Below are 14,022 nucleotides of genomic sequence, written 5' to 3' on the forward strand. Positions count from 1 at the left end.
ATTTTGTATCCAGTGGAATAGGGGGTTTTAGCTGGCAGCCTTGTCCCGCAAGGTTTCGTAAAGACCGGCGTGATTGAGCAGGATGTCCTTCATCCCGTTTTGGACGGTGGCGGAATTCAATGCCTGTGTGCTCATCAGGGTGTGCGCATCCAGAGCGCCCATGATGGCATTCAGCAATTCCGTTTTCAGGTCAGGCGAATTGGCGAACTGCTCCTTGGTGTTGTTCGCCGCTTGCTGCCGGAGGGTTTCGGATTCCAGCAATTTGCCCTTAATGACGTTGTTCACATAAACCAGCTTGTCCTGGTCGGTAAGGTCGCCCTCAAAAAGATCGTTCACCTTTTCGATGATCTCATTCAGTAGGGCCTTTTCCTTTTCCTGAACACTGCCGCTGCCCGCCTCGGTGATGGGCTCCAGCTTGGGCGTTTCGCCCGTGTTCAACGGCATGGGCTGCCGCCCGGCATTCTTTAGCTGATGGTGGGTCAGGATCACTTTCGAGAGGTCAATTCCTTCGCGCTCGCGGCCAAACTCAAGTAGCGGCAAAAGTCGCTTGAAGAAGATGGCCCGCTTTTCAATCGCCGTGTTGCCGTAGTCGAAAATCTGCGAAAGGAACGTGTAAAGGCGGATGAACGCGCCCAAGTCGGTTTTGAACAGAATGAGCGCATTCAGTTCGTCCTGGGCGGCTTTGGCGGCAGCTTCGTCCTTGCTGTCCTTCGCCGTTTTCAAAGATTCCTGCGCGGCCTTGTAGCGCTTCATCAGCCGGTCTTCGACCGGGGAAATTGCCGCCAGCAGATCGCTCTGTTGTGCGGTCGGGTTCATTTCCGCCACAACGACACGATCCACTTCAAAGTCATCGTAGTGCCCGGCAGCGTCGAGCTTGGCGCGGAGATTGAAAACCAGATTGGGGTCGGTGGTCGCGGAGAGTTCCGCCGTGGTGTGATACGTCTTGAAGGCCGCGAGGACTTCCGCCGTGTCATTCACGAAATCCACGACGTAGGTCGTATCCTTGCCGGGGTGGGCGCGATTCAGGCGCGAAAGCGTCTGCACGGCCTGAATTCCCGCAAGGCGCTTGTCCACATACATCCCGCAAAGCAACGGCTGGTCAAAGCCGGTCTGGAATTTATTGGCAACGAGCAGGATTTGATATTCGTCGCCCTTGAAGGCTTCCCGGATGTCGCGGCCCCTGAGATTTGGATTCAGGGCGCGACTGTTTTCCGTAAATCCATCCGGGCCGGATTCCTTGTCGTTCACTTCACCGGAAAAGGCGACGAGGGTGCCAATCTTGTAGCCGCGCTCCTTGATGTATTTCTCAATCGCCAGTTGCCAACGCACGGCCTCCACGCGGCTGCCGACGACAACCATTGTCCATGTCGAGCGGGCCGCAGGTGGCAATCAGTTTCACCAGCTTTGCGGCGCGATTGTCGTTGCGCACATACAACGCAAACGGCAATCGCGTCTGCCCCGGCTGGGCCTTTTGGATGGCAAAGCGGAGCATCCAGACAATATCCCAAAGCCGCCCGGCCTCGTCCTGGCCGGTGACTTTGGGCGGCACGGTCACATAGGCGTCAAAGACCGTCCGGGTCAGAAAGACCGGAAAGCGGATTCCGGCCTCGGCGGCGACGGTGGAAACGTCCACCTGCACGCCGTCGGCAAGAGCTTGGGCGCGGGTGTAGGAAAAGATGATTTCGCCAAAAGGCGATTCAGAATGGTTTTTCATAAAGGGTCAGGCGAAGAAATAGCCAAGAGCGCGAAGGGATGAAAAATTGCCGTTGCCGACAATCACATGGTCCAGAACCTCCATTTTCAAAAGCTGCCCGGCGCGGATTAAATCACGGGTCACTTTGATGTCCGCTTCCGAAGGGGAGCTTTCCCCGGAAGGATGATTGTGCATGACAATCAGGGCACTGGCGGCGGTGATGATTGCCAGCCGAAAAACTTCGCGGGGATGCACCAAAATCGTGTCCTGTATGCCGATGGAAACGATTTGATGCCCCTTAACGCGGCGGCGGGTGTTCAAGAGCAAGACCGCCAGACATTCACACTCCGGGTTGAAATAGGGATGCGTGGCAATGTGCATCCGCCAATAATCCGCTGCCTTGTCGGGTGTCTCGCACTGTTGCAACGCTTCCGGCGTCGGACATTCGCGCAACGCTGTCACCTTGTATTCATGGGGTGAGGCGGGAAACTTGAATGGCTTCACCAGTTCCACCAGCCCCGGCAAAATCTGTTCGTTGGCGGTTTCGGCAAGCTGCCCCGTGCTCAACTGTTCGGGACGGCTCTGAAGCTCTGATTTACTGGTTTTGATCGTGTTAGTTTTCATGGTCTTTTTTTTGTGCTCTGCTGTTCGGTCCGGTCTTTCGCCCTTCACGAAAAAGCGGAGCCGCCAGCCTTCCCCCGTGGGAGTGGTCTTCAGAGGGCACCGCGAGGGGCAGGCTGGTTTTGCGGTGACGCAGTGAGGGCGGAAGAAAGGCCGATGCAGAGGGGAGCAACGCGGAAAAAGACCTGAAAACGGCAAGGCAATGGATTACCCACCAATTCCGCGGAGCGGGCGCAACCGGCGCGTTTCATTGCGAACGCCTGAAGCGTGACGGGTAAGCATCATCGGTGGCCTGTCTCCGATGGCTTCAGTGTCGTGAAACGCAATGCAGCGAGAACCGCCGGGCGCGGGCGCGAGGTCGAGGCCGGTGGTGAAGCGGAGAGGAGTGGAGCGATCCTGAAACGGCGGAGTCAGGCGCGGGCGGTGGCGCAAGTCTGCGACGATTCAAGGCGTAGTCTGCCAGGGGAATTGAATGGGCGCTGTCTTGCGCCAGAAAAGAGGCGGCTAGATGTGATTCCAGCCGCCGATGGGTGTTTGTTGCGTTTATTTTTGAATGGAGAGCGCAGAATCCCCCAAGTCCGCCAGAATTCGTCCTGAATCAAAAACGAAGCGCGTGTGATATGCCGTGTCTCACCGTGGTAGGGAGCGGGGACGGGGTGTTTCCGTCCGCGCACCGCCTCGCGAAGTTGGCCGCCCTGAAGGAATTGACTGGAATCCCAGTTCGTTTAGGCGCTTTGAATCAGCAGCATTTCCTTCTTCCAATGCCTTGTTGGCTTTCTCCTCGTCAGTCAACGATTTCATTTTAGACAGAATGAGCTTCTTGGACTTTTCAATTTCTACTCTCTCCTGCTTCAGTTCATTTTGCTGCCTTTTTATGGGGTCAGCCTGTGAATTGTAAGCGTCCGCAGCTGCGGCCATTTCCTCGCGCAAGCTCGCAAGATTCCGCTTCGCCTCCCGATACTCCGCTTCGATTTCTTCGACTTTTTGGCGACTCTTCTCCGCTTGGTCGTTTAGCCACCTTTGCTTCTCATTAGGATGATCCGTGCATTTTTCCCAAGTATTGTTTTCAGGACAATATGAGTAGCCGCTTGTAGAAAGGCGAATTCGGTAAGCCGCCTGACGGTTTGACTTGTAATTAGCGATAACCCTTTCTGCGGCATCTAGCCTTCTCCGCGCCAAAGAAGCATCTCTGGAAAGTGGTTGCACCTCACGAAGTTGTTCGTTCAAAGCACGAGTCTCATCAGCGATCTCATTCTCACGGCTGACAAGGTTTTCCAAACGCCCCATTTCCCCGTTGCGTTGGAAATGCTTTTTTGCGGAAAACACGGTAAGGTTTCGTCTCTCTTCGTCAATTAGCAGTCGGTAAAAGGAACCGGCATCGTCAAACTTTTGCTTAGAAAGCAGGATGAGGCTTTCCAGTTCGCGAATTTTGGCTTCCAACGATGAAACTAGATCATCAATAGCCGGGTTGATGGTCCCGTACATTTCAACCCAATCAAGGGCTAGGGTTCCCGATATATCAACCTGTGCTAATTTTAGAAATTCCGCCTCATAGTAATCACCAAGTTTTTGAGCCACGTTAACCTTTTGGAGATAGCCTCTGAGTTGGCTCAATACTTCCTCTCTTTGTTTGCCGCCGGCATGTTGCTCCGCGAGCCACTTCACTCCACCGGCGAGAGCCGCCCGCCTTTTTTCAGGACTTTCTGAAATGTCTTCTGGAGTGCCAATCGCGGACTCCGGCACGCTAGGAAATTGAATGGCTTTAATTTGCTCTTGGGCACCGTGAATGCGCTTTAATATAGCCTCACCATCGAGCACTCCTGCGGGGGCCTTCCCAACTTTCTCGGCTGCTTTGTCGATTATCTCGGCGTACTTGATGGAAAGCTCTGTCCCTTCCCAATTTTTAATAAGCTGTGTGGTTTTCTTGACTATCTCCTGATAACTGCTGGCGGCGGCAACAGATGCAGTAGTTGTAAGAACGGCGACTGCAATCATCAATGCGATGACAATTGATCGCCTCAGGAAGCCGAGGTCACCCCAACGGTGAAACCGCATCTCATCGGGGATAGCATTTTGATTAACTTGAGCCGGAAACATGCCCTTCAAATCAGATTTACAGCGAATTGTTCGGCTGCTTTAGGCTCGAAGCAAGTTCGTTTTTGAACCGTTGCATGAGTCCGTGTGGCTGGAGTTCTCCATTTTTAGGGTTTGCTATAGTCTGCGACGATTCAAGGCGTAGTCTGCCAGGGGAATTGAATGGGCGCTGTCTTGCGCCAGAAAAGAGGCGGCTGGATTTGATTCCAGCCGCCGATGAGTGTCAGGGATCAATCCTCGCCGGGCATCATTACCGTGATGGCAGGTTGGGGGTCGTCCATGTCCATCGCGGAACAAACCGCTTCCAGTTGGATGAGCTTCGCCTTGCGATTGTCGTTTCGGACGTAGAGCGAATAGGCGATGCGTTCACTGCCGCTGGGGTTGCTCTTGATGGCATGGCGGAGCATCCAAAGGATGTCCCAAAGTCTGCCGGATTCATCCTGGCCGGAAACTTCAGGCAGCACCGCCACGTAATTATCGAAAACGGAGCGGGTGAGAAATACCGGGAAACGAATACCGGCTTCGGTGGCGGTCGCGGACACGTCCACTTGCTCGCCGTCCTCGATGGCTTGTTTGCGGGTGTAAGCGTAAATGAGATCAGTCATGGGAAGCTCCTTTAGTTCGGGGCCGCCCGATGCGGCCTGTTGGCACGGAACAAAAGTCCGGTTCAGCCGGGGCGGAGCGCATCGCGCAAACTGAAAATTGGGGGAGACCTTCAGGGGGAACAAATTTTCTGATTGCGCGGCCCGGCGCGGACTTTACACGTGCCAATCAAACAGGCCGCCGGGTGGCCCTGAAACAGTGAGACCGATGAGCTTCAACGACGAATTTCTCCAAGCAAATCAGGGGGCTTGGGCGGTGGCGAGATTCTTCAAGGTCGGCGGGAAGTTCTAATCCATGAAATGGGGGTGGATAGAAATCTGAGGCGCGTTAATCGCAGTATAGGATTTCATGGCGGCCTTCATCGCGTTTTCTGCATCCACAACGACTTGAGCCAATTTCAACAATTCGCGTCCAGGGGGCGTAACTGAGGCAGTATTGATCCGCCGATGCTCGCGGGAAAATATCCTGAAACCGAGATGCTGTTCAAAATCACGCAAGAAGCGTCCGTCAAGATTGGATGGAGGTTCGCCATTTGCAAATTGGTGCATGTTAAATACCCGTTTAAGCGCATAACCAAAACCGTGATAGGTGCGAGAGGGTATATCCATGCCTGACATGACACGACGGGCATTGCTCAAGGCAATGTTACCGTAGAGAGTCAACTGGTTGGGATTGATCTGCTTCGCAGCGGTCAACTCAAACAGTGGTAAATCCAGATGGCGCTCTAGCCGGTGGAAGTGGTCGAGCAACAGTTTTGGGCATTTGAAATCTAGCGATTGACCCAGCCAATCGTTCCAAGCCACCAAACCTCCAAGGGCCTCGCGCAGGTTGAAGTCTTTGTCAGCTTTTGTGATCGCGGAGGGCGACAACTTACGCCGCACCTTCCAATGATAGTAGGCCAGTGCCGCCTCATCAGTGACACGGGATTCACTAACCCTGCCGCCGTCGGCGACGGGGCTTCCTGGAAACAGGCGTTGCAGCGAGCTGGCGGCGGCGGCGAAAGTATTACCCAAGGCTGACCAACGTCGGCCCACACCAAACGCAACGTGTCGTCCGGATTGATGCTGTCGCAACCAGAACGGCACCAAATCAAGAACGGCGCGGTCTAGGGCCGAAGGCACGGGGCAATCGGTGGGGCGTCGTTCGTTGGCAAAGCTCCCGACGATGCGTTCTGGATGTGCGTAAGCCTCCCGGCTGTGCTGGCGGGGGCTGGTGTTCTTGAAGTCGGCCTGAAACGCCCGCCGGAAGTGGGTCACTGCGTTGCTCCTATCGAACCAAAAGTCGTCGCGAGCTTTTAGCACGAGCCGGGGGGATTTTGCAAATTATGGGAATAGGAGGTCGCCAAGTGGCTGGCAGGACAGGCTAGAAACGAGGAGCCGATAACTGCAAGGAGGTCATTCAGGTGGGGGCGTCGCATTATCAAAGACGACTTGAAAGTCGTCGCTGAGTTTTCTCCAGGCCCGGGAATCCGGATTACGGAGGATGAACATGGGGCCTTTGAAAGCAGGCTTGTGGGCAAGGATCAGGCCGAAATACAGGGCATGGTTGCCGATTTGGAAAAAGGTTGCCATGGGCCAAGCGCGGAACAAGCGCACCTCGATCCGAGCAAACTTTCGATACTTCTTACTGAGTTCGGTAAAGATGCTCAATTGGGTAAGAATCTGCTCTTTGATGTAGTCAGCACTTACTTCTTTATTGAGATGAGCGGCACGAACAGCCAGCACTTCACTCAAGGCGGGGTCGAGCAGGCAAATTCTGAACGATACTTGTTTTTTCAGGGAAATCGACTTGCCCTTGCTTTCGCGGGCGGCGCGTTCCGCCCGCAGTTCAATGGCGTCTTCCAGCCGGATTTGAGGGAAGTAGGTAGATAAGGCGGAAATGGTTTCACCGTCCGCTGACGATTCGATGGCGGCGCGAACCTGCGCGTCATCCCAAGCGTCGAGCATCGAAAATAATTGAGGCGCTGGTTTGGTTGGAAGGACCTCGAATGGAGCGAGGGTCGCCAGAAACTGTTCGGCGGCGCGGGTATCAAATTTTCTTCGAGATAGGCAAAATGAACCGCTGCAAATTTTGCGCCCATAATCCACCCCAAACCAACCGCCCACAATTTGATTTGTTTCTTTGATGGGGCGGTCAAAGCGCCAGACCACTTGTTCATCAAGTTGGTTCTCGGCCTGGACAGTCACTACTACCCGCTCATCGCCCTCAAATTGCACTCTGCCGTGGTAACGCAGTCCGGTGCCCTCATGGGTGATAGTGCAATTAGCTTGCGCGTCAATGTGCCATCGGCTGCGCATCGACATGGGTTGGCCTTGACCATCACGCGTCCAGTGGTAGCTCCACCAGTCCTCTTTCAGATAGGCAATCAATTCGGAAAGTGATCTTCGGATGGGATTGGTTGCGCTGTTTGGAGGCTTCGTTTTATTGGCTTCCAGAAATTTTACGAGCAGGTCAACGGTGTGCGCGAGTCGCTCCTTTGGTTTTTCGCGCTCAATCTTACTGATAGCGCCCCGCGTCAGGTGGGCAGCGGCGGCAAAATCCTGCTGGGACTTTCTTAATGCCCGCCGAAATTGTTTGACCAATGCTCCGTCCAGCCAGCCCTCCGGCGTCAGGATTGTCGTTGGCAACTGCATCGCCGCAATGCTGTCGGATATGCAAGGAATGTTCAAGCCGTTGCACACTGGCGGCCCCTCCAGTAGCAACGAAAACCGTCCGGAATCGGTGCCCGTTTCGGAACACCGATTTAACGTTGCGCTGTCGTAAAGACATCGCGCCTGTGCGATGAAGCAAACTTTAGGGTCGAACGCAGGCCGACCCTCACGAACGGAAAGGACAGTTATGTTGAAAAAAGTTGGAGAAATTTGGGAAGAGTGCGCGGAACCGAAAAAGGGCGGTCCGGGCACCTTCGCCATTATCGCAGTCGTCGTCATCGTGCTGCTCTGCATCGCAGGGTGCAACGGCTCAAATTAGAAACGCGGCCTGGGCCAGCCCGGTTAATTGGGCTGGCCCAGCCTCGGCAACCCGGAACACGATGAAAGCAATATCACACGCACTTCTGGCGGACGTGCCGCGTGGCGTCACGAGCCGCAGCCTGGATGAGCATTTTCTGCCGATGGGCGCTTGGGCAGCCCCGGAAGATATTTTGCGCAGTGAAAAACTCCGGCACACCACTGGCAAGGTGTTGTTGGGTTCGCTTGATGGGCAACTCCTCGGGACGGACGATAATCGGCACGTGTTGCTGTGCGCGGGAAGCCGGGCGGGCAAGGGAGTTTCAAGCCTGATCCCGAACGGCCTTTGTGGGCTGGGCGGGAGCGCCATTTACAATGATCCCAAAGGCGAACTGGCGAGCATTTTCGGGGAATATCTGGCGGAGAAGCTGGGGCAGAAAGTGTATGTGCTTGATCCGTTTCAACGCACGGCTCCGTGGGTGCATCGATTTCACGCCTCGTTCAATCCCATAGCCGTGCTTCAAGACCCGGAAACGATGGTGGAAAATGCGGGATTGATCGCGGACGGGTTGGTGAGCCAGCGGAGTCAGAATGATCCTCACTGGGACGAGTCGGCGGTCAATTTGCTGGAGGGGTTGATTCTGCACGTCGCCACTTTTCCTTCTTACGAAGACAAGCGGCATTTGATCACCGTGCGCCGGTTGTTGAAGCGGGGCGTGACCATGCCGGGAGAAAAATCGCTGCGGGGGCTGGAAGGCTTGTTATGCGAGATGGCGGGGAACGAGGCGTTGGACGGGTTGATTCAGGATTTTGCGGTATCGCTGGCAGGCAAGACGGAAAAGGAACTGGATTCCATCATCTCGACGGCGGAACGGCACACAAAGTTTTTGGATTATCCGGCAATGCGGCGGGTGCTGGTGCGGCATGACTTCGATCTCCCGGATTTGAAGCGATTGCCGACGGGCGTCGTGGTCTTCCTCTGTCTTGCGGCGGGTCGGATGGGAAAATGTAATCGATGGATTCGGCTTATCATCAATCTGGCACTGGAAGCGATGGAGAACACGCGGCTGCGACCGGGCGGGCCGCTGGATGAAACGGGCACAGGTCGTCCGGTAGCGTTCTACCTAGATGAATTCCCCTCGCTCGGGCACATGACGCAGATTGAAACTGCCGCCGCACAAATCGCGGGCTTTGGCGTCAAGCTGTTCTGCGTGGTGCAAGACCTCTCCCAACTGGAGGCGCATTACGGCAAAGCGTGGCAAACTTTCTTGGGCAATTGCGGGGTGCAAATTTTCTTCGGAAACAATGATCCCTTCACTTTGGAATTCATCAGCAAAAAGTTGGGGCAGACCACACTGATTATTAAACATCGCAGTCAGCAGACCCACGGGGCACACATGGCCGGAGCCACTGGCGAGAGTTTTAACACACAAGTGCAAGCCCTGCTGACGCCGGAAGAAGTGGGGCGCTACTTCGCCCGCGACGACCGGCAGCGGCGACAACTCGTTTTGCTGGCAGGCAAAGACCCGATGATTTTGCAACGAGTCGTGTATCACGACGCCACGCTGCCTGAGCATCATCATTTCGCGGGCAAATACCGGAGGTGGTCATGAACGCCTGGTTGAAAGAATATCCCATCCGCAAGGGCGTGTGCGTGCGGGTGGGCGGTTATCTGCCGCCCTTTCGGGCGCGGGTCTATTTCCTCGGGTTGACACTGGTGACTTTTATCATTGGGGCAATCCTGTCGGCGGTGCTGATGGCGCAAGACGATGCCATTACGCCGTATTTCCGAAAATTCGGGATTCCCGTCTGGATATACTATCCGCTCACGCTCCTGCCGTTCTTGTTGCCGATGCCTTTCGTCGCGACCCCCTTGGGCCAGTGGTTGGGCGAGCTTTTCATCGGCGCCCGGTTCAAGGTCATCATCACCAAGGATTACATTCAGGTAATCCGATGGTGGGTTTATCGCCCCAAGTATCCTGTTGCGCCCGGCATCGCGTTCGAGCGGCAACCGCATCCCAAAGCGGCGGAGGAGATCATTGGCAACGAACTGCGCAAGGCGCAGAACCCAAAGAATCCAGCCAAGGCGATGCAGTTTTACGAATACCAGAAATCCCAGGTCGTTCTGCTGCGCTGTGGTTCAAAAGCAATTCGCCTGGCGAACATTTTTGACCGCAAACCGGCGGGCTTGGGGCACAAGGCGGACGTTTTAGTGTTAACGCTGCAACGCATTTACGGGGCAATGCAAACCGGCAATCGAACGGCGGATGTCAGCCAAACGCCGCTGCAATACGGCAGCCGCCCGAGCATGGCCTGATCTCTCATGATTTATGAACGAATGGAAACCAAACGCGCCGCAGTTAAAGCGGGCTTTTAATCGCACGCCAGAACCGGGACCGCCACGGCAGGCGGTCAGCAAGGCAGAACTGGAAATGTTGGAACGGCAGCGCGAGCGGCGAACCCCTGAACTCCGGCTTTCAATGGGCGGAGGCATGGGGGCAACAGCCCATGCGAATGCCAATGAAGCTGTGGAGAAACGGATTCAGTATATCCGGGAGCGTTTGGCGACGCAGCGCGAACGCGCCCGGAAGGGACTGCAACTGGCAAATTTTTGACGACAACCCCCGAATAAAAATATGAACACACTCATTGAAAGACCTCCGCAAATTTCCGGCGCGGCGGAGGCACAATTCGAGCGCCGGATGGAACGGGTCATGACGGCGGTGGACCTGCACCACGTGCATTTGCTGGACTACCTTTTCCAACTCACGCGACATCGGCAGGACTCGGAAGACCTGGCGCAGGAGCTCTGGCGTTATGTCCTGCATAACTTCCCGGAAGAAAAGATCACCGCATTGTCGCTGCTGCGCCGGAAAGCATATCAGCTTTTTGTGGATCACTACCGGGCCGCAAAGCGCCGTCCGGAAGTGCCTTTGGAGGAAGTCCACGACAGGCCGGTTTACGTCTCTCGTGAAGCCGCATTCTCGGATGCGGAGGAGGGGCGGATGAAAGCCAGTTTCTGGCTGGAGTTTCACGGCATTGATCTCACTGAGGCGCAAAAGGAAGTCCTGTGGCTGCATGGCCGCTACGGATTCACCTATCAGGAAATCGCGGCGCAAACCGGTGTGCCACCGAGCACGGTGGGCGACTGGATCGCCTTGGGCCGGGAACGCCTGATGAATTACCTCAATCAAAACCAATGAACTTATGAACCCACATCACAATCACGTTTATCGAAATCAGAAAGAGGCGGACCGGATCATTTCGCTGTTTGGCCGGAAGCCATTGGACAGCACGCGCCAGAAGCTTCAGGAAGCGTTGCTGGCCGAGAAACAAAAGTTTCTCGACCGGGAACTGATCAAGACTCGGATGACAGGGCGCGGGAGGGACAGGACTGATGAGCGGGAACGCTGATGAACACTCAGCAGCGGAGCGGTGCTTGTCAAAGCTCCAAACTGCTCTCGCCGCGACTGCGGTCGGCGCGTTTGCTCTGAAGGAACTGTTTCATCAGCTCGCGTTCCTCCTCGTTGACATAACCCGTGGGGCGGGCGCGTTCCGCCCGCTCCACGGTCAGCCGTTTCTCGGCTTCCTGTTTTTCCTGGAGCTTGGCAAGAGCGGCAGTTCGTTCGGCCTCGATCTGGCCCAGGCGCTCCTGCATCCGGCGCTGGGCGTCTTGCAGATTCAATTCGAGTTCCTCCAACCTGATCTGGTCTTTGCGAGCAAGGCCGAACAGCTTTTTCCATAGCGCCGGATTCCTGGACTTCGCCTGCTGTTGCGCCACCGCAGCCTGTTGTTCGTCCAAACGGTAGTGCTGGGCGAGTTCGGTTTTCTCCCGCGAGAGACGGTCTTCGTAACGATTGAACGTCTGCGCCCGCTGCTCCGCATGGCGGCTCTGCATCTGGTTCTTCTGGCGGGCGATTTGTTCGTCGTGTTCACGGCTTTGCTCGTAGCGTCGCCGATTATCTGCCTGCACCTTCCGGCTTACGGCGGTAGCGTCTGGAAGGCGAGCGGGTTCAAGGTCTTGGAGGCGCTTGTTAAACTCTTTGGTGCGGACATTTTCCAAGTGCCGCAGGGGATTGATGGACTGCCCATAGGGGTCAATGACGACGAGCCGCTTGCGGCCCTGTGCGAGTTGGTAGCCTTTATCGCGCAGGGCGGCGGCGAAGCCCCGGCCATTGTCCGACTGTTCCCAGGCGGCGGCAATGTGTGGATTGCGATACACGGTTCGTTCCCCCTGTGTTCGTTTCTGGTGGTTGGCTTCCCGTTGGCGGCAATAGACCTTGCCGTGCTCCTGTTCGTATTCCCTGGCGAAGTCACTGAGCTTGAGTTTGGAATTGCTCAAGCCCGCCGCCAGTCCGGTCAGGGGATGCACCCGGTTCACGATGACGTGAACATGTTTTTGGGGTTCGTCGCGGTGCGCGACGATGACGGCCTCATGCTCCGCCAGTCCAAGATCGGCGAGTGACTTTCGGGCAGCCGTGAGCATGTGCTCCCGGTCGGGCTGCTGCTCCGGGTGCCATGCCAGACTGTAAGCGAAGACGGGCAAGGTCAGTTTGCGGCCCGTCCGCTTCTGGCTGGTTGCTTCTTTCAGGCGGTCGGCCTCCTTGGCGGTGTAGGCCATGACCTTCCACGCCTTGTCGGGGTCGTCGGTCAGGAGGTTTTCGGTATGCGTCCAGGCGACCCGTTCCCGGGTCGCCCGGCCTTTGTCGTGGAGGTAATATTGGAATGCGCCTTTGAAGCTGCTGCCACCTGCGGTGATTTTACAGATCATCCGCGCTCCTCGGTTTCGGCAGCGGCCAGCACCATCCGGCGGATTTCATCGCAGAGCTGACTGACCTTGGGGGAGACGTGCCCGAAGATGTGCGCGTTGTGGACGAGCTGGTTCAGGTTGAGTCCCACGGCTCGCACCTGGGCGATGAACGCCGGATCAAGACGGCGCGTCGTGTGAATCACGACCCGCTGGTGTCGCCGTAGGGTGATGCGCCGGGCGAATTCGTTCACGCGCAGACCGGCGCGCTCGGCCACCGCCTGCAATTCGGCGTATTCCGCTTCGGTCAATCGGAAGATGACCTGGCGGGGATGCTGAGTGTCGCTCGATTTACGCGGTCTGGACATGAGCAAGTAACGCGAGTTACGCAAGAGAAAGAACGATGAGCGACACGGGTTTGACCGAAGCGCCCGGGACAGGCGGGGCCGGAACAGGGGGGATGCAACGGGGGGATTTATCCCACCTTGCCAAGATGGTTTTTGTTTACAAAAACGACATCTTGCTATCCGGCAATTTCGAGCGTAACGGAGTGATTCGAGGCTGAAAAGTAGCGCGGCGCGTTTTTCCACAACCAATGCGAGTCCCCGCCCGGATATTTCCGAACGTCCGCACGTTCTCTTACCTGAAGACGGTCACGCAAACCTCAACAGCAAACACCATGAACGAAAAGCAAAACTCAGGTAACACTCAACAGCGCGGCAACGGCAATGCCCCCGAACTGCACCCCGACCAAGAATTGGTCTATCGCCTTAAAGCGGCCATTGACCAACGCGGACGATACAGTTTTCGGCTCAACGATATGGCGGCTGGTTTCGCTGCCGGTCAGGGCATCTCCAATGCCGCCGCCCGGCGTGCCATCGAAGATCGGTTCACCGACCAAGTTGGCCGCTCCCCGCAAGAGTATCTGGACAAGCACTATGATGAGCGTCGGCAGCAAGGGCAGGAAACTGTCCGCAGTCGTTCCCGTCAGCGGGATCGAGGCGACGATCGCGAGCGATAATCTGGAAATCGGTTTTAAGAAAAATTGTGCCGCAGGCTTCACCTGCGGCATTTCTCTTTGTGCGCCCGGCAGGGCGCACTTTCTCAGGGGTTCAAGTCCCCGACAGGCCCGACAAGGGGAACTGTTAGCTGCACGGCAAGGGTGTCCACCGCGAGGTGGGATCTGAAGGAAGCCGGAGGCAAAGCACTGGATCGACGAACAGGAAGCGGATACGAGGCGAACGTGAGGGATGAGAAGGCAAAGATCTTCAAAGTCCGAAACTTGTCCGGAACTCACGGGCGTAGATCCGACGGTC

The 14,022-nt window shown here is 56.1% G+C and carries 15 protein-coding genes; 6 read left to right on the forward strand and 9 right to left on the reverse strand.

Going from position 1 to position 14,022, the window contains the following annotated elements:
* Nucleotides 1–27: 27 nt before the first annotated feature.
* From JNN07_21515 to JNN07_21545, 7 genes are all read right to left on the reverse strand, one after another.
* Nucleotides 28–1,359, reverse strand: a complete 1,332-nt coding sequence (locus JNN07_21515) for a type I restriction endonuclease subunit R (protein ID MBL9170329.1) — start codon at nucleotides 1,357–1,359, stop codon at nucleotides 28–30.
* Entirely contained in the window at nucleotides 1,307–1,714 is a 408-nt protein-coding gene (locus JNN07_21520) for a hypothetical protein (GenBank protein ID MBL9170330.1), read from the reverse strand. Before JNN07_21520 ends, JNN07_21515 begins: the two co-directional genes overlap by 53 nt.
* Before the next feature lie 6 nt (nucleotides 1,715–1,720).
* Nucleotides 1,721–2,317: a JAB domain-containing protein gene (locus JNN07_21525; protein MBL9170331.1), complete on the reverse strand. Its 597-nt coding sequence runs from the start codon at nucleotides 2,315–2,317 to the stop codon at nucleotides 1,721–1,723.
* 627 nt (nucleotides 2,318–2,944) lie between these two features.
* Complete coding sequence (locus JNN07_21530) at nucleotides 2,945–4,411, reverse strand: hypothetical protein (protein MBL9170332.1); 1,467 nt, start codon at nucleotides 4,409–4,411, stop codon at nucleotides 2,945–2,947.
* Nucleotides 4,412–4,638: 227 nt separating this feature from the next.
* Nucleotides 4,639–5,013: a hypothetical protein gene (locus tag JNN07_21535; protein ID MBL9170333.1), complete on the reverse strand. Its 375-nt coding sequence runs from the start codon at nucleotides 5,011–5,013 to the stop codon at nucleotides 4,639–4,641.
* A gap of 285 nt (nucleotides 5,014–5,298) precedes the next feature.
* Complete coding sequence (locus JNN07_21540) at nucleotides 5,299–6,312, reverse strand: hypothetical protein (protein MBL9170334.1); 1,014 nt, start codon at nucleotides 6,310–6,312, stop codon at nucleotides 5,299–5,301.
* A gap of 93 nt (nucleotides 6,313–6,405) precedes the next feature.
* The gene (locus tag JNN07_21545) at nucleotides 6,406–7,956 is read right to left on the reverse strand and encodes a helix-turn-helix transcriptional regulator (protein MBL9170335.1); all 1,551 of its coding nucleotides are present in this window, start codon (nucleotides 7,954–7,956) and stop codon (nucleotides 6,406–6,408) included.
* 86 nt (nucleotides 7,957–8,042) lie between these two features.
* Between JNN07_21545 and JNN07_21550 the strand changes: the two genes are divergently transcribed.
* The 5 genes from JNN07_21550 to JNN07_21570 are packed head-to-tail and all read left to right on the forward strand — an operon-like array spanning nucleotide 8,043 to nucleotide 11,373.
* Entirely contained in the window at nucleotides 8,043–9,572 is a 1,530-nt protein-coding gene (locus JNN07_21550) for a type IV secretory system conjugative DNA transfer family protein (GenBank protein ID MBL9170336.1), read from the forward strand.
* Nucleotides 9,569–10,276, forward strand: coding sequence for a hypothetical protein (locus JNN07_21555; GenBank protein MBL9170337.1), 708 nt, complete (start codon nucleotides 9,569–9,571; stop codon nucleotides 10,274–10,276). Before JNN07_21550 ends, JNN07_21555 begins: the two co-directional genes overlap by 4 nt.
* A gap of 13 nt (nucleotides 10,277–10,289) precedes the next feature.
* The gene (locus JNN07_21560; protein ID MBL9170338.1) at nucleotides 10,290–10,574 is read left to right on the forward strand and encodes a hypothetical protein; all 285 of its coding nucleotides are present in this window, start codon (nucleotides 10,290–10,292) and stop codon (nucleotides 10,572–10,574) included.
* A gap of 21 nt (nucleotides 10,575–10,595) precedes the next feature.
* Complete coding sequence (locus JNN07_21565) at nucleotides 10,596–11,162, forward strand: RNA polymerase sigma factor (GenBank protein MBL9170339.1); 567 nt, start codon at nucleotides 10,596–10,598, stop codon at nucleotides 11,160–11,162.
* Between the two features lie 4 nt (nucleotides 11,163–11,166).
* On the forward strand, nucleotides 11,167–11,373 hold the full coding sequence (locus tag JNN07_21570; GenBank protein ID MBL9170340.1) for a hypothetical protein: 207 nt from the start codon (nucleotides 11,167–11,169) through the stop codon (nucleotides 11,371–11,373).
* 28 nt (nucleotides 11,374–11,401) lie between these two features.
* Here the strand turns inward: JNN07_21570 and JNN07_21575 are convergent, their stop codons facing one another.
* Nucleotides 11,402–12,730 carry a relaxase/mobilization nuclease domain-containing protein gene (locus tag JNN07_21575; protein ID MBL9170341.1) on the reverse strand — a complete coding sequence of 443 codons (1,329 nt, stop codon included), beginning with the start codon at nucleotides 12,728–12,730 and terminating at the stop codon, nucleotides 11,402–11,404.
* Nucleotides 12,727–13,074, reverse strand: coding sequence for a hypothetical protein (locus JNN07_21580; GenBank protein MBL9170342.1), 348 nt, complete (start codon nucleotides 13,072–13,074; stop codon nucleotides 12,727–12,729). Before JNN07_21580 ends, JNN07_21575 begins: the two co-directional genes overlap by 4 nt.
* Nucleotides 13,075–13,385: 311 nt before the next feature.
* Between JNN07_21580 and JNN07_21585 the strand changes: the two genes are divergently transcribed.
* Nucleotides 13,386–13,727 carry a hypothetical protein gene (locus tag JNN07_21585; GenBank protein ID MBL9170343.1) on the forward strand — a complete coding sequence of 114 codons (342 nt, stop codon included), beginning with the start codon at nucleotides 13,386–13,388 and terminating at the stop codon, nucleotides 13,725–13,727.
* Nucleotides 13,728–14,022 lie beyond the last annotated feature (295 nt).

This window comes from Verrucomicrobiales bacterium (genome assembly GCA_016793885.1).
Lineage (GTDB): Bacteria > Verrucomicrobiota > Verrucomicrobiia > Limisphaerales > UBA11320 > UBA11320.